Source organism: Quadrisphaera sp. RL12-1S, assembly GCF_014270065.1.
In the GTDB taxonomy this organism is placed as follows: Bacteria; Actinomycetota; Actinomycetes; order Actinomycetales; family Quadrisphaeraceae; genus Quadrisphaera.
In genome coordinates this window covers 22314-40239 of record NZ_JACNME010000019.1, presented here as the reverse complement: position 1 = coordinate 40239, position 17926 = coordinate 22314, and the positions used below count along the sequence as shown (strand labels likewise).

The 17926-nt window shown below is 73.9% G+C and carries 15 protein-coding genes; 7 read left to right on the top strand and 8 right to left on the bottom strand.

Annotated elements, in window-relative coordinates:
- Positions 1–262 precede the first annotated feature (262 nt).
- The 6 genes from rplI to H7K62_RS20805 all read right to left on the bottom strand — a co-directional run bounded on the left by rplI (position 263) and on the right by H7K62_RS20805 (position 5860).
- Complete coding sequence (gene rplI / locus H7K62_RS20830) at positions 263–712, bottom strand: 50S ribosomal protein L9 (RefSeq protein WP_186722360.1); 450 nt, start codon at positions 710–712, stop codon at positions 263–265.
- Between the two features lie 26 nt (positions 713–738).
- The gene (gene rpsR / locus H7K62_RS20825; RefSeq protein ID WP_109772846.1) at positions 739–975 is read right to left on the bottom strand and encodes a 30S ribosomal protein S18; all 237 of its coding nucleotides are present in this window, start codon (positions 973–975) and stop codon (positions 739–741) included.
- A gap of 125 nt (positions 976–1100) precedes the next feature.
- Entirely contained in the window at positions 1101–1703 is a 603-nt protein-coding gene (locus H7K62_RS20820; protein WP_186722358.1) for a single-stranded DNA-binding protein, read from the bottom strand.
- A gap of 83 nt (positions 1704–1786) precedes the next feature.
- A complete protein-coding gene (gene rpsF, locus H7K62_RS20815) occupies positions 1787–2077 on the bottom strand; it encodes a 30S ribosomal protein S6 (RefSeq protein ID WP_186722356.1) in 291 nt (96 codons plus the stop codon).
- 99 nt (positions 2078–2176) lie between these two features.
- The gene (locus H7K62_RS20810) at positions 2177–3568 is read right to left on the bottom strand and encodes a glycosyltransferase 87 family protein (protein WP_186722349.1); all 1392 of its coding nucleotides are present in this window, start codon (positions 3566–3568) and stop codon (positions 2177–2179) included.
- A gap of 48 nt (positions 3569–3616) precedes the next feature.
- The gene (locus tag H7K62_RS20805) at positions 3617–5860 is read right to left on the bottom strand and encodes a transglycosylase domain-containing protein (RefSeq protein ID WP_186722348.1); all 2244 of its coding nucleotides are present in this window, start codon (positions 5858–5860) and stop codon (positions 3617–3619) included.
- A gap of 399 nt (positions 5861–6259) precedes the next feature.
- On the opposite strand from H7K62_RS20805, the gene H7K62_RS20800 reads away from it, so the two are divergent.
- The 4 genes from H7K62_RS20800 to H7K62_RS20785 all read left to right on the top strand — a co-directional run bounded on the left by H7K62_RS20800 (position 6260) and on the right by H7K62_RS20785 (position 10125).
- Positions 6260–6937 carry a PadR family transcriptional regulator gene (locus H7K62_RS20800; protein ID WP_186722346.1) on the top strand — a complete coding sequence of 226 codons (678 nt, stop codon included), beginning with the start codon at positions 6260–6262 and terminating at the stop codon, positions 6935–6937.
- A gap of 11 nt (positions 6938–6948) precedes the next feature.
- Entirely contained in the window at positions 6949–8028 is a 1080-nt protein-coding gene (locus H7K62_RS20795) for an inositol-3-phosphate synthase (protein WP_186722345.1), read from the top strand.
- Between the two features lie 113 nt (positions 8029–8141).
- Positions 8142–9509, top strand: coding sequence for an MFS transporter (locus H7K62_RS20790; protein ID WP_186722344.1), 1368 nt, complete (start codon positions 8142–8144; stop codon positions 9507–9509).
- A 76-nt stretch (positions 9510–9585) separates the two neighbouring features.
- A complete protein-coding gene (locus H7K62_RS20785; RefSeq protein WP_222437989.1) occupies positions 9586–10125 on the top strand; it encodes a nucleotidyltransferase domain-containing protein in 540 nt (179 codons plus the stop codon).
- A 427-nt stretch (positions 10126–10552) separates the two neighbouring features.
- Here the strand turns inward: H7K62_RS20785 and H7K62_RS20780 are convergent, their stop codons facing one another.
- The gene (locus tag H7K62_RS20780; protein ID WP_186722343.1) at positions 10553–11407 is read right to left on the bottom strand and encodes an acyl-CoA thioester hydrolase/BAAT C-terminal domain-containing protein; all 855 of its coding nucleotides are present in this window, start codon (positions 11405–11407) and stop codon (positions 10553–10555) included.
- 108 nt (positions 11408–11515) lie between these two features.
- Positions 11516–13045 carry a CCA tRNA nucleotidyltransferase gene (locus H7K62_RS20775; RefSeq protein ID WP_186722342.1) on the bottom strand — a complete coding sequence of 510 codons (1530 nt, stop codon included), beginning with the start codon at positions 13043–13045 and terminating at the stop codon, positions 11516–11518.
- Positions 13046–13117: 72 nt separating this feature from the next.
- Here H7K62_RS20775 and H7K62_RS20770 point away from each other — a divergent pair, with 72 nt between their 5' ends.
- The 3 genes from H7K62_RS20770 to murJ are packed head-to-tail and all read left to right on the top strand — an operon-like array spanning position 13118 to position 17748.
- The gene (locus H7K62_RS20770; RefSeq protein ID WP_186722337.1) at positions 13118–13681 is read left to right on the top strand and encodes an NUDIX hydrolase; all 564 of its coding nucleotides are present in this window, start codon (positions 13118–13120) and stop codon (positions 13679–13681) included.
- A gap of 4 nt (positions 13682–13685) precedes the next feature.
- Positions 13686–16127 (top strand): DUF6049 family protein, encoded by a 2442-nt coding sequence (locus tag H7K62_RS20765; protein WP_186722335.1) that lies wholly within the window; start codon positions 13686–13688, stop codon positions 16125–16127.
- Positions 16120–17748 carry a murein biosynthesis integral membrane protein MurJ gene (gene murJ / locus H7K62_RS20760; RefSeq protein WP_186722332.1) on the top strand — a complete coding sequence of 543 codons (1629 nt, stop codon included), beginning with the start codon at positions 16120–16122 and terminating at the stop codon, positions 17746–17748. The genes H7K62_RS20765 and murJ overlap by 8 nt, the downstream gene beginning before the upstream one ends.
- The last annotated feature ends 178 nt before the right edge of the window (positions 17749–17926 follow it).

The window sequence follows — 17926 nt, the reverse complement described above, 5'->3', positions numbered from 1 at the left end:
GCTGGCACGACGCTGAGCGGTGACGCCACCCCTCGGGCACACACCTGATGACGACCACGGGGTTCCGCGCCACCTCCGGTGGGCAGGCTGAGCCCCCCTGGCGAGGACCGCTCGACGGTGTCCACTGCCGGCGAGCGACTCGCAGCCCGACGTCCCCTGACGTGACCGCCGGCCTCCGCGCCCCGGAACGCGACGACGCCCGCCCCGCAAGCGGGACGGGCGTCGAGGTGGTGCAGCGGCGCTGCAGCGCGTCAGCGGGGGCTCAGGCCTCCGGGACGACCTGCACGTCGATCGAGGCGGACACCTCAGGGTGCAGGCGCACCTGCACGGTGTACTCGCCGGTGGACCGGATCGGGTTGCCGATCTCGACCTTGCGGTGGTCGATCGACGTGCCCGTGGAGTCCTTGACCGCCGAGGCGACCAGGGACGGGGTCACGGACCCGAACAGGCGGCCGCCTGTGCCGGTGCGCACCTGCAGCTTCACCGGAGCGGACTCCAGGCGCTGCTTGACGGACTTGGCCTCGTCGATGGAGGCCAGCTCGCGGGTGGCGCGGGCCGCGCGGATGGACGCGACCTGCTTCTCGCCGCCCTTGGTCCAGCCGGTGGCCAGACCGCGGGGCACGAGGTAGTTGCGGGCGTAGCCGTCCTTGACGTCGACGACGTCGCCGGGGGCACCGAGGCCGGTGACCTCCTGCGTGAGGATGAGCTTCATCTCTCGGTCTCCTCTTGTCGGCCGGGTCAGCGCGGCGAGCTGGTGTAGGGCAGCAGGGCCATCTCGCGCGCGTTCTTCACGGCGGTGGCGATCTGGCGCTGCTCCTGGACGGACACACCGGTCACACGGCGGGCGCGGATCTTGCCGCGGTCGGAGATGAACTTCCGCAGCAGCGCGGTGTCCTTGTAGTCGACCGTGGTGATCTTCGCCGCCTTGAGCGGGTTGACCTTCTTCTTGGGCTTGCGCACAGCGGGCTTGGCCATCGTGGAGCTCCCTCTCTCGGAGCCCGACCCCGCTGGCAGGGGCCGGGATGGTGGGTGTTGGTGTGTGTCAGTGCTGGCCGGAGCCGGTCACGGGCGCAGCCGAGACCGGCCGACCTCGAGGTCTGTCAGAACGGCGGGTCGTCGTTGAACGAGCCGCCGCCCCAGCTGCCGCCGCCGGAGCCGGAGCTCTGGCCGCCGCCGCCCTGGCCGCCCGAGGGGCCGGTGGCCCACGGGTCGTTGGACTGGCCGCCGCCGGAGGAGCCGCCGTAGCCGCCACCCCCACCGGACCCGGAGCCGCCGCCGAAGCCGCCGCCCCCGCCCTGTCCACCGCCGCCGAAGCCGCCACCACCGCCACCGCCGGAGCGCTGGGTCTTGTTGACCTTGGCGTTGGCGTACCGGAGCGACGGGCCGATCTCGTCGACCTGCATCTCCATGGTGGTGCGCTTCTCGCCCTCCTTGGTCTCGTACGAGCGCGAGACCAGGCGGCCGGTGACGATCACCCGCGTGCCGCGGGTGAGGGACTCGGCGACGTTCTCCGCCGCGTCGCGCCAGACCGAGCAGCGCATGAACAGGGTCTCCCCGTCCTTCCACTCGTTGCTCTGGCGGTCGAACGTGCGGGGCGTGGAGGCCACGGTGAAACCGGCCACAGCCGCCCCGGACGGGGTGAACCGCAGCTCCGGATCGCTCGTCAGGTTGCCGATGACGGTGATCGTCGTCTCGCCGGCCATGGTGTGCTCCTCAGCAGCTGGGGGTCGTGTCGCGTGCGGTCCGCGTGCAGCGCCGGTCTAGCAGCCGGCGCCGACAGCGGGTCTCAGGCGGTCTCGAGGCGCAGGAGCTTGGTGCGCAGCACGGCCTCGTTGAGGTTGAGCTGGCGGTCGAGCTCCTTGGCGGTGGCCGGCTCGCTCTTCATGGTCACGACGGCGTAGATGCCCTCGGACTTCTTGTCGATGTCGTAGGCCAGGCGACGACGGCCCCAGATGTCGACGTTGTCGACGGTGCCACCGTCGGCGCGGACGACGTTGAGGAACCTGTCGAGCGAGGGAGCGACGGTGCGCTCCTCGAGCTCGGCGTCGAGGATGACCATCAGTTCGTAGGCGCGCATCAGCGGCCCACCTCCTCTGGACTCGGCGGTCACGGTCTCTCCGTGACAGGAGGTGCCGCCCTCGCAGGCGGCAGCGGCCCGGGGACCCGGACCAGCAGGTCAGTCTACCGGCTGGGGAGCAGCTGCTCTGACGGCGTCGTCGGAGACCCTCGCGGCCCGCCGGGAGCCCGCCGGCGCGGCACCCCTCGCCGTCGTCCTGACGCCCTGCACGGCCAGGTAGCCGAGCGCAGCCAGCCGCAGCACCAGCAGGACGGCGTACCCGCCGGGGGACAGGCCGCGACCGTCGGAGGAGCTGGTGGCGTACAGGTACAGCCACGTGCCGGTGGCGTAGGCGCATTCGGCGAGCGCCCACGGCAGGTGGTCCCGCCACCGGGGCGCGGCGACGGCGGCCAGCGGCAGCACCACCAGCGTCGCCTGCACGGGCACGCTGGGGGAGACGGCGAGCCCCCCGGCCACGAGCACGAGCGCCACGGCGGCCAGCCTGCGAACGGGGTCGGCTCCGGCGGTCCGGGCCGCCGCGGCCGCCCCCAGGAGGAGGACGACGAGCAGGCCCACGCCGGCGAGGGCGGTCACGGCCCCGGCGGGCAGCGCGGACCAGGGGAGGCGGCTGCCGTCGGGCAGGTCGCCCTGGAGGCCGGGCAGCAGCCACAGGGAGCCGAAGCCGGCGCCGCCCGAGCCGTCCCACCAGCGCGAGCCGCCGGGCTGCCCGCCGAGGCCGACGCTGGACAGCAGGGTGACCACGCCCCCGGCGAGGACAGCCGCCGCGGTGGCGGCGAGGGCGTCCAGCACCCCCAGCGGCTCGTCCTGCGCACCGTCGCCGCGCCGCGCTCCGCGCCCGAGGAGCACCACCAGCCAGATCGCGACGACGACGAGCGCTGCCGCCGGCCTCACTCCCGCTGCGAGCCCGACCAGCGCCCCCGCCACCGCGGGGTGGCGCCGCGCGACGGCGAGCAGCGCCCCGGCCAGCAGCGCCACGGCCGCGAGGTCCACGGACACCAACCCGGCGGTCACCACCACGGGGCTGAGGGCAACCAGCGCGGCGTCCCAGCCGGAGGCGCCCGCCACCCCCGAGCGCGCCCGGACGACGAGCACCGCCGCCAACGACAGCGACAGCGCCGCGAGCAGCACGGACGCGTCGAAGGCGCCGCGAGGGGTGGAGCTCACCAGGTCCAGCACCCGCAGCAGCACCGCGGTGGTCGGGGTCTGGCCGCTGGCGCCGCCGGCGCTGGCGGCCAGGGCGGGGACGTCGGAGTAGCAGGCGTGCACGTACTGGTCCGGCGCCGCCCACCCGGTGGTCCGGCAGTGCTGCCGCGTCAGCGCGGCCAGGGCGACCGGGACGACGGCCGCCAGCGCCAGCAGGGGAGCGGCGCCCCAGAGGCGGCCGCGTGGACCTCCCGGTGCGCCGGGAGGGGCGGCGCGGTCACCGAGCGGACCGCCGACCACCTCGCTGGCGGCCCTGACGACGCCGTCGCTGCGACTGGGAGCACCCACGGCGTGGATCGTCCCCCACCGGTGCCCTGCGACCCGCGCCGGGCCTCGTCAGCCCTGCCCGCGGGCGCCCGGGCCGGCAGGACCACCGGCGGCCTGCTGTCCGGGCCGGGCCTGGTTCAGACGGGCCGCCACGCGATCGGCGACGCCGGGCTGGCCGGCTGCCTGCGCGGTGGTGTCGCCCTGGTTCTGCCCCGGGCCGCCGTTCCCGCCGCCGTTCCCGTTCTGGCCGCCGTTCTGGCCCCCGTTCTGGCCCCCGGTGGCGCCGTCTGTCGGGCCGCCGGTGGCGCCGTCCGTCGGGCTCGCCGAGGCGGTCGAGCCGTCGGTGGGGCTGTCCGTCGGCGAGGACGTCGCCGTGTCGGTGGGCGTGGGCGTCGCCGTCGGGGTCGGGTTGGAGCTCACCTGCCTGGAGGGCTTCGGGAACTGCTCGATGTCGGTGCCCTTGAGCGCCTTCTGCATGTAGGAGGTCCAGATCTTGGCGGGGATGGTGCCGCCGGTGATCTCAGAGACGCCTCCCCAAGAGCCGAGAGACAGCTGGGCGAAGTCAGGAGCCGGGCCGGTGTTGTAGAGGACGACAGCGGTCTCGAGCTGCGGCGTGAAGCCGTTGAACCACGCAGCCTTGTTCCCGCTCGTGGTGCCCGTCTTCCCCGCGATGGGCCGGTTGCCGAACGCGTTGCCCACGCTTTCCGCAGTGCCGTTCTTCTTGGTCACCGCCTGCATCGCGTAGACGGTGTCGGCAACTGCCTGCTTGTCAAAGGTGTGCGTCGGGTTGGTGTTCTCGTTGTAGCGAACTGCGTCGCCCTGCTTGACAGAGGCCACGAAGTGGGCGGGGCGCACCTCACCACCGTTGGCGAGAGCCGCATAGGCCTGCGCCATCTGGATCGGCTTCACCGTAGAGGTTCCGAGGACGTTCGACAGCAGGTCCGTCTCACTCTTGGCCACAGGTGCGCCCAGCTGCTGCGCGACCTCGGCCGTCTTGTCGGGTCCGATCTCCTCGTTGAGCTTGACGTAGACGGTGTTGACGGAGTCGGCGGTCGCCTTGACAAGGTTGATGTCCCCGAACTGCTCACCGTTCCCGCGCCCGTAGTTCTTGACGGGAAACCCGTCGATGGTCTGCGGGCTGGACCCGTCGAAGGTGTCCGAGAGGCTGAACTTCCCACTCTCGAGCGCTGCCAGGAGAGTGAAGGGCTTGAACGTCGAGCCGGCCTGAGCATTTCCGTAGGTGACGGCGTCGAAGTTGTTCTTGGGGTCGTCCCCGCTGTACATCGCTCGGACGCCGCCGGTCTGCGGGTCGACGGACACGAGGCCCGCCCGTACCGACTCCGGTCGCCCGCTTGTCGGATAGGCCCGCTTGTCGGCCATGGTGTCGACGGCGGCCTGCTGGAGGTTGGGGTCGATCGTCGAAACGATCTGAAGACCTGCGGTGGCGACCGCATCAGTGGTGTCGATGCGCTGAGTCCCACCGTCGAGCGTCTCGACGGTGAGACCGTTGTCCAGACCTGCGACCTCCTGGACTACCGCCTGGAGGAGGTAGCCGTTGGGGCCCTCGAACCAGGTCGGCTTCTGCTGCTCTGCCGTCTGCGGCATCTTCGGATTGGCGGCCACCTCGTCGGCAGAGACGTACTTCATCTCAGCCATGGCGTTCATGACGTAGGAGTAGCGCTTCTGAGCGTTGGTGGAGTCGACGGCGGGGTCGTAAGCGGACGGCGCGGGGAGGATGCCGATGAGCAGGGCCGCCTGCTCGTTGCTCAGCTGGGTGGGGTCCTGGAGGCCGAAGTAGGCCTCGGCCGCCGCCCCGATGCCGTAGGCGCCGCGCCCGAAGTACACGGTGTTGAGGTAGCTCGTCAGGATCTGGTCCTTCGAGTACTGCTGGTCCACCTTGATCGCCTGGATGGCCTCGGTGGCCTTGCGCGTGTAGGCGTGCTCGTTCTTGCCCGTGATGTTCTTCACGTACTGCTGGGTGATCGTGGACCCACCGCCAGCGTCCGACTGCCCCGTGATCACACCGAGAACCGCTCGACCGAGGCCGGTGACCGAGACGCCCTTGTTCTCGTAGAAGGTGCGGTCCTCGGAGGCGACCGCCGCGTTCTTGGCGGACGTGGGCATCTGGTTGGGCTCCAGAGGCTTGCGGTCGACCCCGTCGTTGAGCTCGCCCATGACGGTCTTGCCATCGGCGTAGTAGACGGTGGTGGTCGCCTTGAGGGCGGCGGCGTTCATCGACGGCGCCGGCGTGGTGGCGTAGGCGAAGGCACCGGCACCCACCACGAGGATCACCAGGAGCAGGAGGCCGCTCACCACCAGCTGCCACGACGGCACCCAGCGGCGGCGCTTCTTCTGCGCCGGCGGCCGCGCAGGACCACCGCCCCCGTGGCGGGGGTCGGCCGTGCGCGCGGCGGGGGCGGAGCGTCGGCTGGGGGCCTGGGGGTGAGAAGGCACCGGGTGCGTCCCTGGAGTCGTGCGGGCGCTGCCAGCCCGTCCTGGGCTCGGCGGCGCCGCGGGTGGAGCGGTCTCGAGTCCCCGCCAGTATGCGGCGCTGGCCTGAAGCGGGGCTGGTCTTCGGCCTCACGGGTGGGTCACGACTCGCGCACTCCCGGTCGCGCCGCTACAGTCCGCAGATGTATCGGCTCGATACATCTGCGAGTGCTTCGCGCACCGCAGACCGGGCACCGGGGACGACGGCGGGGAGGACGGCGGGTGGCACGAGGCTCCGACGCCCTCACCATCGCCGTCCTCGGGCTCCTGGACGACGCGCCGCTGCACGGCTACGAGCTGCGCAAGCGCATCGACCTCGTCATCGGCCCGCTGCGCCGCCGCATCTCCTTCGGCAGCCTCTACCCGGCCCTGCGCTCCATGGAGGAGCGGGGCTGGATCACGCAGAGCTCGCCCACCACCGCGACGCCCCCGCTCGCCGGGAAGCGCAGTCGGGTGGTCTACCAGCTCACCGACGCCGGCCGCGGCCAGCTCCGCTCGCTGCTGGCCAACTCCGGACCGGCGACGTGGGAGGACGAGCAGTTCGACGTCCACTTCGCCTTCTTCGGCAGCACCGACCCCGCCACGCGCCTGCGCATCCTCGAGGGGCGCCGCACCCGCGTGGTCGAGCGCCTGGAGCGCGTGGGCGCCGCCGGCGCGAGCGCCCGCGCTGACAGCTGGTCCGCGGAGCTGCACCGCCACACCACCGACTCCCTGGAGCGGGAGCTGCGCTGGCTCGACGAGCTCGTCGAGCGCGAGCGCAGCTCCGGGTCCGGGTCCGGGGCTCCGTCCAGGTCCCCGCACGCACCGCCGCCCGCCCCCTCCGCGCGACCCAGCGCTGACGGGACGGGACAGGCCAGCACCACCAGCCAGCCGTCCGGCCAGCTGTCGTCCAACCAGTGAGGAGAGAACGGATGGGCTCCATCCGCGTCGCCGTCGTGGGCGTCGGCAACTGCGCCGCGTCCCTGATCCAGGGCGTCGAGTACTACAAGGACGCCGCGGACGACGCGACCGTCCCCGGCCTCATGCACGTCCGCTTCGGCGAGTACCACATCTCGGACATCGAGTTCGTGGCCGCGTTCGACGTGGACGCCAAGAAGGTCGGCTTCGACCTCTCCGAGGCGATCTTCAACTCCGAGAACAACACCATCAAGATCGCGGACGTGCCGCCGCTGGGCGTGCCGGTGCAGCGCGGCCACACGCACGACGGTCTCGGCAAGTACTACCGCGAGACCATCGAGGAGTCCGACGCCGAGCCGGTCGACGTGGTGCAGGCGCTCAAGGACGCCCGCGTCGACGTCCTGGTCTGCTACCTGCCGGTCGGTTCCGAGGACGCCGCGGAGTTCTACGCTCAGTGCGCCATCGACGCCAAGGTCGGCTTCGTCAACGCGCTGCCGGTGTTCATCGCCTCCGACCCGGAGTGGGCGCAGAAGTTCACCGACGCCGGTGTGCCGATCGTCGGGGACGACATCAAGTCCCAGATCGGCGCGACCATCACGCACCGCGCCCTCATGCGCCTCTTCGAGGACCGCGGCGTCATCGTCGACCGGACGTACCAGCTCAACGTCGGCGGCAACATGGACTTCAAGAACATGCTCGAGCGCGACCGCCTCGAGTCGAAGAAGATCTCCAAGACGCAGGCCGTGACGAGCAACGTCGACCACGACCTCGGCAAGCGCAACGTCCACATCGGCCCGAGCGACTACGTCGAGTGGCTCGACGACCGCAAGTGGGCCTACGTGCGCATGGAGGCCCGCAACTTCGGCGACGTGCCCCTGAACATGGAGTACAAGCTCGAGGTCTGGGACTCCCCCAACTCGGCCGGCGTCATCATCGACGCGCTGCGCGCCGCGAAGATCGGCCTGGACCGCGGCATCGGCGGCCCGCTGACGTCGCCGTCGTCCTACTTCATGAAGTCGCCGCCGGTCCAGAAGCGCGACGACAAGGCCAAGGACGACGTCGAGGCCTTCATCGCCGGCACCAACGAGCGCTGACGCACCGCCCGCTGACGGCAGACCAGAGGCCCGGACCCCGTGGGGGTCCGGGCCTCTGGCGTTCGACGTGGAACCCGTCGACCCGTCGGCGCCGGATCCGAGAGGGTGGGGACATGAGCGCTGACACGGCTCCCGCGGGGGGCACGAGCCGTCAGCCGCCCCGCCCCGAGACGTCCGGTCTGGTGGCCGGGGCAGCCGCTGTGGCCCGTGCTCGCGGCGCCCGCCGGCTGGTCGGGGTGCGGCTGCTGGGGCAGGCGGGCGACGGCGTGCTGCAGGCGGCCCTGGCGTCGTTCGTGCTGCTCTCCCCCGAGCGCGCCGCGTCACCCGCCGCCATCGCCGGGGCGATGGCGGTCCTCCTGCTGCCCTTCACGCTCGTCGGGCCGTGGGCGGCCACCGTGCTGGACAGGTTCCGCCGCCGCCAGGTGCTCGTCGTGGCGTCCGCTGCACGCGCCGCGCTGGCCCTGGGAGCGGCGGTCGCCGTCGTCGTCGGTCCCCCGCTGGCGGTGCTCGTCGTGGCGCTGGCGTACCTGTCGGTGAACCGCCTGCTGCTGGCGGCGCTCTCGGCGTCCCTGCCGCGGGTCCTGCCGGCGCGCGACCTCGTGGCCGCCAACGCCGTCGTGCCGACCGCGGGCAGCGCCACCGCGCTGGCGGCAGGGGCGCTGGCGCTGGCCGCCCGTCCCGTCGTCGGGCTGGGTGACGACGGTGACGCGCGCCTCCTGCTGCTCACCGTGCTGCTGTGCGCCGCCGCGGGAGCGGTCGCCCTGCGCATCGGCAAGGACGCGCTCGGGCCCGGCGACGACGACGTCGCCCAGCACACGCGACCCGAACGAGACCTCGTCGGTGCCCTGCGGCACCTGCGCGAGCGGCGGACGGCGGCACGTGCGCTGCTCCTCATCGGCGCCCACCGCCTCGGGTACGGCGTGGCGCTGGTGCTGTCGCTGCTCTACGCGCGGACGGCCGTCAGCTCCCCAGCGGGGGTGGCGCCAGCCGGTGCCACGGGGAGCACCTCCGGGTTGCTCGCCGCCACGGCGCTCGTGGGTGCTGTGACGCTGGCGTCGGGCCTGGGGTTCGCGCTCGCCGCGGGCCTGACGCCCGTGGCCGCCCGGCGGCTCGGGCCGCAGCGGTGGGCCGTCCTGGGTGCCGCAGCCTCGGCGGTGGCGCCGCTGGTGCTGGTCGCAGTGCCGGGCCCGACGGCGCTCGTGGTCGCCGCGGGGCTGCTGGGCCTGACTGCGCAGAGCGTGAAGATCTCGGTGGACACCCTGGTGCAGACGGGGGTGGACGACGGGTTCCGAGGCCGCGTCTTCGTCCTCTACGACGTGCTGACCAACGCGGCCACGGTGGCTGCCGCCGGCCTGGCGTCGCTGGTGCTCCCCGTGGACGGCTACTCGGTGCCGGTCCTCATGGCGCTCGCGGCGTGGTGGGTGGCCGTTGCTGCCCTGAGCGCCGTGTCGGCCCGTGCGCGGCCCCACGCCGGGTGCTGAGCCTGCGGGGCGCAGCGTTCCACGGGGAACGGAAACCCCGTGGAACGCGGGTCGTCGGAGCGGAAGGCTGCGGTGCGTGGACACGGGACGCAGCACGCGCATGTCGGCTGACGAGGTGGTCCGGGTGCTCGACGCGCTCGATGCGCACGGGGCGCCTGTCGTCGTGGGCGGCGGGTGGGGAGTCGACGCGCTGGTCGGTCACCAGACCCGCGAGCACTCCGACCTCGACCTGTGGCTGTCGGCGGAGGCCTTCGAGCCGTTCGTCGTCGCGGTGGGCGAGCTGGGGATCGACAGGCTGTCGGCCTGGCCCGGCGACCGACCGTGGAACTTCGTCGTGGGAGACGGGGGACTGCTGCGCCTCGACCTCCACCTCGTCGAGCCGGTGGACGACGTCGACCTCCACCACGGCAGCGCGATCGGCGGCGTCCGCTTCCCCCGGGCTGCTCTGGAGGGGAGCGGGTCGGTCGGGGGACGCGTCGTCCGCTGCGAGTCGCTCGCGTGGTCGCAGCGGTGGCACCAGGGCTACCCGCCTCGTGACGTCGACCGCCACGACGTGACGCGGCTGTGCGACCTCGCGGGTCTCCCGGTGCCCCACGGGTACGAGCTCGACGGCTGAGCGCTGGCCTGTGGACAGGATCCACGTCGGTGTGGGACGTGGATCCACGCTGCCGGTGTGGAGATCGCTGAGGTCCGTCGCCAGGTCTGGCAGGCCGCACAGGCCGAGGGCGTCGCCTCGGCCGCGAGCGCGGCAGACCTGTGGCTGCTCGACCTCGTCAGGGCGCCGAAGCTCCCCCACGTCACCGTCCGGCGTCATCGACGACTGACGGCGGCGGGTTCGACGGGACTGGTGCCGCACTGGTCACACCTCCCCGGCAGCAACATCGCGTGCGCCCGGACGATGCCGTTCCCCGAAGCGCTGGCCGTCGCTGAGCGACCGCTGCCCCAGCGTCGGTTCCTCGGGTCGGGGCGTTCCAGGGCGCCCTCGCGCGCTGCCGGCGTTCCACGGGGAACGGCGCGAGCGGTGTCGGCGGCTCCCGAGCCCGTCAGGGCAGGGGAGCTCTGAGCGGAAGGACGCGCTCGAGCACGGCCCAGAGGCGGCGTCCCAGCTCGGCGTCGGCAGCCGGGGAGCCGCCCCGGAGGAGGCCTCCACCCGGAGGCACCGGCTGCTCACCCGGCAGCACCAGGCGGTGCCCTGCCCCGCGCTCCACGACGGTGGTGGTGAGGAGACCTCGGGCGTCGCGCCGCTGCGCCAGTCGCTCGGCGGAGCGGACTGCCGGCCATACGCGGTCATCGCCTCCGGCCGCGAGGACGACGTGAGCGGTGGTGCGCTCGGCGGGAAGGGCGGCCGCGTCCAGAACCGCCGGGGCGGCTGCACGCAGGCTCGCCTCGTACCAGCCCCTCACGGCGACGCCGCCGTCCGCGGTCTCGTCAGCGGACGGCCGCCATCCGTCGAGGAGCGGCACGAAGGGGAGCGGTGCGCCCGCCACGGTCCAGGTCGACAGCTGCTCGGCCCCGCCCCCGGCTCTGCCCGGAGCGGGCCACACCACCGAGCTCGGCGCCACAGCCACCACGACGCGGACGCGGCGGTCGAGAGCGGCCACGAGCAGTGCGGCCTCCGCCCCCTTGGACGAGCCCCACACGACGACCCGCTCGCAGCGGGCGGCAAGGGCGTCGAGCGCCGGCGTGAAGGACTCGAGCGGCACCCGGTCCAGCTCCGCTGGCTGGCCGGGACCGCCGAAGCAGGTCGCCGCGAGCACGGCAGCGCCGTGGCGCGCGAGCAGGCGGGCGCGATCGACCTCCGTGCGACCGGACGATCCCGACAGCAGGAGCACCCCGCACGTCGGGGGCCCGTCGTCGGGCTCGGCGGAGAGCCACGGCCGCTGGGTCGTCGACGTCACCACGTGGTCATCCTCGACCCGACGGTCGAGGGTCCGGCGTTCCGCGTGGAACGCCGGACCCTCGTCAGACAGCCGTCCTCGTCGTCGTCCTGATGACGGCTGAGGGGGTCAGGCGTCGGGCGCCTGCAACTCCGGCTGCTGCGCCCACCACCGCAGCAGCTCGGCGCGGGCTGCGTCCTCGCCGAGGAGCCCGTCGTCGAGGCGCACCTGCAGCATGTGCTGGTACGCGCGCCCCACGACCGGCCCGGGCCTGATGCCGAGCAGCGCCATGATGGCGGCGCCGTCCAGCTCGGGCCGCACGGCGTCGAGCTGCTCCTGCTCGCGGAGCGCGGTGATGCGCACCTCGAGCTCGTCGTAGGTGCGCTGCAGCTGCTCGGCGCGGCGCTTGTTCCGCGTGGTGGAGTCGGCGCGCGTGAGCGCGTGCAGCCGGGGGAGCAGGGCACCGGCGTCGGTGACGTAGCGGCGCACCGCCGAGTCCGTCCACTGCCCCCCGCCGTACCCGTGGAACCGCAGATGCAGCTCCACCAGGCGGGCCACCTGCTTGGTGGTGTCCTTGTCGAACTTCAGCGCCTTGAGGCGGCGAGCGGTCATCTTGGCGCCCACCACCTCGTGGTGGTGGAAGCTCACGCCGCCGCCGGGCTCGAAGCGTCGGGTGGGGGGCTTGCCGATGTCGTGCAGCAGCGCCGCCAGCCGCAGCACCACGTCGGGGCCGTCGGCGTCGAGCCCGTAGCGCGGCTCCAGCTCGACCGCCTGGCGCAGCACCGTGAGCGAGTGCTCGTAGACGTCCTTGTGGCGGTGGTGCTCGTCCACCTCCAGCTGCAGCGCCGGGAGCTCGGGCAGGACGACGGCGGCCAGTCCCGCGTCGACGAGCACCCGCAGGCCGGGCACGGGGTCGGCGGCCCTCATCAGCTTCACCAGCTCCGCCTGCACCCGCTCAGCGGAGACGATCGCCAGCCGCTCCGCCATGGCCGAAGCCGCCGCGAGCGCCTCGGGGGCGAGGTCGAAGCCGAGCTGGGCGGCGAAGCGGGCGGCGCGCATCATGCGCAGGGGGTCGTCGTCGAAGGAGCGCTCCGCGGCGACCGGGGTGCGCAGGTAGCCGGCGGCGAGGTCGTCGAGGCCGCCGAAGGGGTCCACGAAGACGCCGTCGGGCAGGCGCAGCGCCATGGCGTTGACGGTGAAGTCGCGGCGGGAGAGGTCGCCGTCGAGGGTGTCACCGAACGCGACGACGGGCTTGCGGCTGTCCGGGTCGTAGACGTCCGAGCGGTAGGTGGTCACCTCCACCACGACGGCCCCGCGCCGCGCGCCGATGGTGCCGAAGGCTCGACCCGCGTCCCACGTGGCACTGCCCCAGGCGGACAGCAGCCGCTCGGTCTGGTCGGGCCGTGCGGAGGTGGCGAAGTCGAGGTCGAACTCCCCCTCGCCGCCCAGCCGGTCCAGCAGCGCGTCGCGCACTGAACCGCCGACGAGCGCGAGCTCGTGCCCCGCGGCGGCGAAGCGCCGTCCCAGCTCGGCGGCTGCGGGGGCCACCCGGGCGAGCTCGTCCAGCACGCGGCGCTCGGCGGCGAGGTGGGCGTCGGAGCGGTCAGGACGCCCACCGTCGGCGGGGGAGTCCGGGCTGTCGTCCGGGCGGTCGGTCATGACACGGATCCACTGGCGAGGCGCGGCACGAGCGTCAAGGCTGCCAGAGCTCCCGTAGTTACAGTGGCTCGCATGTCCCCAGGCGATCGTCGTCCGACGCCGGGACGGCGCCGCCACGGCGACGCCCCGGGCGGCGAGCGCCAGCAGGACCGGCCGTCGGACCGCGGTGGCCGCGCCCCGTGGCGCGGCGGTGGGCGCACCGTCGAGGAGGTGTCCGCGGGAGGCATCGTGGTGGAGACGTCCACCGGCGAGGCCCGCGCGGCGCTCATCGCGCGCCTGAACCGCGCCGGCCGCCTCGAGTGGTGCCTGCCGAAGGGCCACCTGGAGGGCAGCGAGACCCCGCAGGAGGCTGCGGTGCGCGAGGTGGCCGAGGAGACCGGCATCACCGGTGTGGTGGTGGGGGAGCTCGGCACCATCGACTACTGGTTCTCCGCGGAGGGCCGGCGCATCCACAAGACGGTCCACCACTACCTGCTCGAGGCCACGGGGGGAGCGATCAGCGTGGAGGGCGACCCCGACGCGGAGGCCGTCGAGGCGGCGTGGGTGCCGGTCACCCAGCTCGGTCAGAAGCTGGCGTTCTCCAACGAGCGGCGGATCGCCCGTGCGGCGACCGAGCTGCTCGCCAGCGGTGGGTGACCACGTGGTGGGTGTCAGCCCCCGTCGCGGACCGCGCCGGTTCGCGGTCCTGCTCGGGACGGCGGTGGTGGCGCTGGGCCCTGTCGCCTTCGCCGCTCCGGCGGTCTCCGCTCCCCCCACCGCGGCCGGGTCCGCAGCGCTGACGGGGATCCCCTCGGCGGTCGGCCCCAGCGGCATCGGCATCGATCTGGAGCAGCTGGGCACGGGCGCGGTCACCCCCGGCTCGCAGCTCGTGGTGCGCGTGCAGGTGACCAACACCAGCGGCGCTGTGCTCGACGGCGCCCGTGCGCGCCTGTTCGTCAACTCCCCGGTGCTCACCAGCCGCGCCGCGCTGGACGCGTGGGCCGCCGGTCAGGGGGCGTCCAGCGGTGACAGGTTCGCCCAGGTGGACGGCGCCGAGCAGCCCCTCGGGCGGTCGCTGGCGCCGGGGGAGAGCACCGAGGTCGACTTCTCCGTCCGGGCCGACCAGCTGGACCTGGGGAGCACCTTCGGGCCGCGCGGGGTGACGATCGACGTCCTCGACTCCTCGCTGCAGCGGCTCACCGCGCTGCGCACCTTCCTCGTGTGGGCCCCGCAGTCGAGCGCCCAGGCGACGGCTCCGCTCACCGTCGTCGCCCCGGTCACCGCGGGAGCCCCCGACGTCGGCACCGGGCAGCTCCCCGAGGAACAGGTGGAGGACCAGCTGGGGAGGCTGCGGGACCTGCTCCCGGCCATGTCGCTGCCCTCCACGAGCCTCGTGGTGGACCCGGCCCTCCTGGGTCCGTTCGCCCAGCCCGCGCAGCAGGGCTCCTCGGCCAGCCCCAGCGGCAGCGGGAGCAGCGCCGGCGCGAGCCCCAGCGGTGCCAGCGGTGCCAGCAGTGCCGGGAGCAGCTCCGGCAGCGGAGCGACCGCGACCCCCTCAGCCACCGGAGGGGCCACGACTCCCCCGGTGTCCACGACGACGACGAGCTCGTCGAGCACGGCCGGCTCGGACCCCACGTCGTCCGGCGGGACGGGCGGTGCGCCCGCGCTGACCACCGGCACCGCCGAGGAGACCTCACCCGAGCTGCAGTCGTGGCTGGACCTGCTGCGCGCACGCACCGGCAGCCAGACCGCCGTGCTCCCCCAGGGCGACACCGACGTGGTGGCCACGGCGGCCGCGGGGACCAGCGACCTGCTCGCCCTCGCGGTCGCGCAGTCGCGCACCACCCTGGAGGGCGACGACGAGCCGGCCCTGCTGTGGCCGGCCGACCCCAGCGCCGTGGCGCCCCAGGACCTCGTGGTGGAGGCGGCCGCCGCCACCCGCCAGTCCCGCGGTCCTGGCCCCGCGCCGGCCGTGCTCGTGGACGCGCGGTCGGTGCCCGGGGCCGTGGGGGGGAACGGGACCAGCGCGGCGGTCGCCACCCTGACGACCAAGGCCTCCGACGGCAGCACCGCGAACGCCACGGGCGTGCTCGTCGACGCGTCCGCGTCCGCGCTGCTCGCGTCCGCCGCCTCCGACGGCTCCTCGGTGGACGCCGCCGAGGCCTCCGCCCGCCTCCTGGCGGACACGGCGGTGTCCGCCGTGGACGGCGGGGGCGTCGTGCTGGCGCTCCCCCGCGGGTGGGACCCGGACGCGTCGGTGATGGCCTCGGTGCTGGGCCCCGTCAGCAGCGCTCCCTGGGTCCGGGCCACCTCGCTGCCTGACCTCCTCTCGTCCGGGTCGGCCCTGCCGGTCGTGTCGGTGGAGCAGGGACGGGCCGCGCAGGCCGACTCGGGCGCCACGGGGACGCCGCTGCCGGCGAGCGGCCTGCAGGCCGCGGAGAAGGCCGTGGTGGCCGCCGAGGCGGTCGCGCCCGTGGTCCAGGAGCAGGACCGGCAGGCGCTGCTGCAGCCGGTGCAGCGCAGCGCGACGGCCGCTGCCGCCCTCGGCTGGCGCAGCGACCAGCAGGGGTGGCAGCAGGCCCTGGAGCAGCTCGCGCAGACGGCCACCCGGCTGGGCACCGGCCTGGAGATCGTGCGCGGGAGCACCACCACGGTCATCTCCTCGCGGGTCAACCTCCCGGTCACCGTCCGCAACGCGCTGCCGCAGTCGGCCACGGTGCTCGTGCACCTGCGGTCGGCCAACCTGCGCCTGGTGCCGGGCGACCCGGTGGAGCTGACCGTCGCCCCCGGGTCGGACGGGAAGGCGCAGATCCCCGTGAGGGCCGCTGCGAGCGGTGACACGTGGGTGACCGTCTACCTCACCGACCCTCAGGGGAAGGTGATCGGCAAGCCGGAGGACCTGCGCGTGCGCGTGCGCGCCGACTGGGAGGGCCGCGGCGTGGCCGTCGCAGCCGCCGTCGCCGGTCTCGTCTTCGTCGGCGGAGTGGTGCGGACCGTGCTCCGCGTCCGCAACCGCCCCGCTCCCCCCGTGGTGCGCTCCGCCGAGGAGGCGGACACCGACGGACCCCCCACCCGACGTCCCGAGGAGTCCACCCGTGGCTGAAGCCCGTTCCGATCGCCGGTCCCTCACCGGGGCGGCACTGGGGCGGGCGAGCGCGGTGATGGCGGCGGGGACGGCGGTCTCCCGCGTGCTCGGCTTCGTGCGAGTGGCACTCCTGGCCCGGGTGATCAGCGCCACCGGCGACGGGGCGAACCAGTTCTCGGTGGCGAACACCGTGCCGAACATGCTCTACCTGCTCATCGCTGGCGGCGTGCTGAACGCGGTGCTGGTGCCTCAGGTGGTCAAGGCGATGAAGCGTCCTGACGGCGGCGCCGAGTACCTGGACAGGCTCGTCACGGCAGCCGTGGCAGCGCTCGCGGCGATCACCGCACTGCTGGTCCTCGCGACTCCGCTCATCATCCTGCTCACCACGGTCCAGGCGAGTCCTGCCCAGCGGTCGCTGGCCGTCGCGTTCGGCTTCTGGTGCATCCCCCAGGTCTTCTTCTACGCGCTGTACACGCTGCTCGGGCAGGTGCTCAACGCCAAGAGCCGCTTCGGGGCCTACATGTGGGCCCCCGTGCTCAACAACGTCGTCGGGCTCGCCGGTCTGGTCGTCTTCTACCTGGCCTTCGGCAGCCTGGACAAGACGGTCCCGGCACAGGCCTGGACCCCGACGCAGATCGCGGTGCTGGGCGGCAGCTCGACGCTCGGCGTGGTGGTGCAGGCGCTCGTCCTCCTGCCCGTGCTGCGGCGGGCCGGGGTCCGGCTGCGACCGCGCTGGGGTGTGAGGGGCATGGGCCTGCGCAGCGCGGGCGGGGTGGCCGGGTGGACCTTCGGCGCGCTGGCGCTGAGCCAGGTGAGCGCCGTCGTCGTCGCCAACGTGGGGACCAGCGTCCAAGGCGGAGGAGTCGCCAACAACGTCATCTGGAACTCCGCGTTCCTCGTGCTGGTGCTCCCCCACTCCCTCGTCACCGTCTCGCTCGTCACGGCGCTCTTCACGCGCATGAGCCGAGCCGCAGCCGCCGGCGAGGTCGCGGCTCTGCGCGATGACGTCTCGTCGGGTCTGCGCACCGTGGCCGTGGCCACGGTGGTCGCGACCGCGGGACTCGTGGCCCTCGCCGGACCCGCCGGCGTCCTGCTCGCCGGCGTCAACGACGGCGCGGTGCTGGCGCGCGTGCTCCTCTTCGGGGCCGCGGGCCTGGTCCCCTTCAGCGCCGTGTACCTCCTGCAGCGCGGCTTCTACGCCCTCGAGGACGCGAAGACCCCTTTCTTCGTGCAGGTGCTGAGCACGGTCCTGTGGGGCGGCACGGCGCTGGCCTGCTTCGCCCTGCCCGAGCAGCACCGGATCGAGGGCGTGGCGGTCGGCTTCGTCCTCTCGCAGTGGGCCGGGACGGTGGCCAGCGTGGTGGCGCTGCGCCGGCGGCTGGGCGGGATCGACGGCCGACGCGTCCTGCGCACGCACGTGCGGCTGGCGGTGGCGGGCGTCGCTGCCGCGGCGGCGGGGCTGGCCGTGGTGCTCCCGCTGGACGCCCTCCTCGACCGCGGGGTGCTCGGCGCCGTGGCGCTCGCGGCGGTCGGCGGCGTCGTCGTCCTGGTCGTCTACTCGGCGGGACTGCGCACCCTGCGGGTGGAGGAGGTGGAGCCCCTGCTGCGCCGGCTCCCCGGGCCGCTCGGCCGCCGCTGAGCCCAGTTCCCGCAGCTCCCGGAGGGGACCGTCCGCACCGCGGGCGGTCCCCTCCCTCGTCAGCGGTCGACGCGGGTCCCCCGGACCGGCGGTGGAGGACGGCGGCACAGACCGGGACGAAGGCCCCGAACCACCGCGGGCACCTCCGCGCCGCGGCTGCGAGCAGGCACGACGCGCT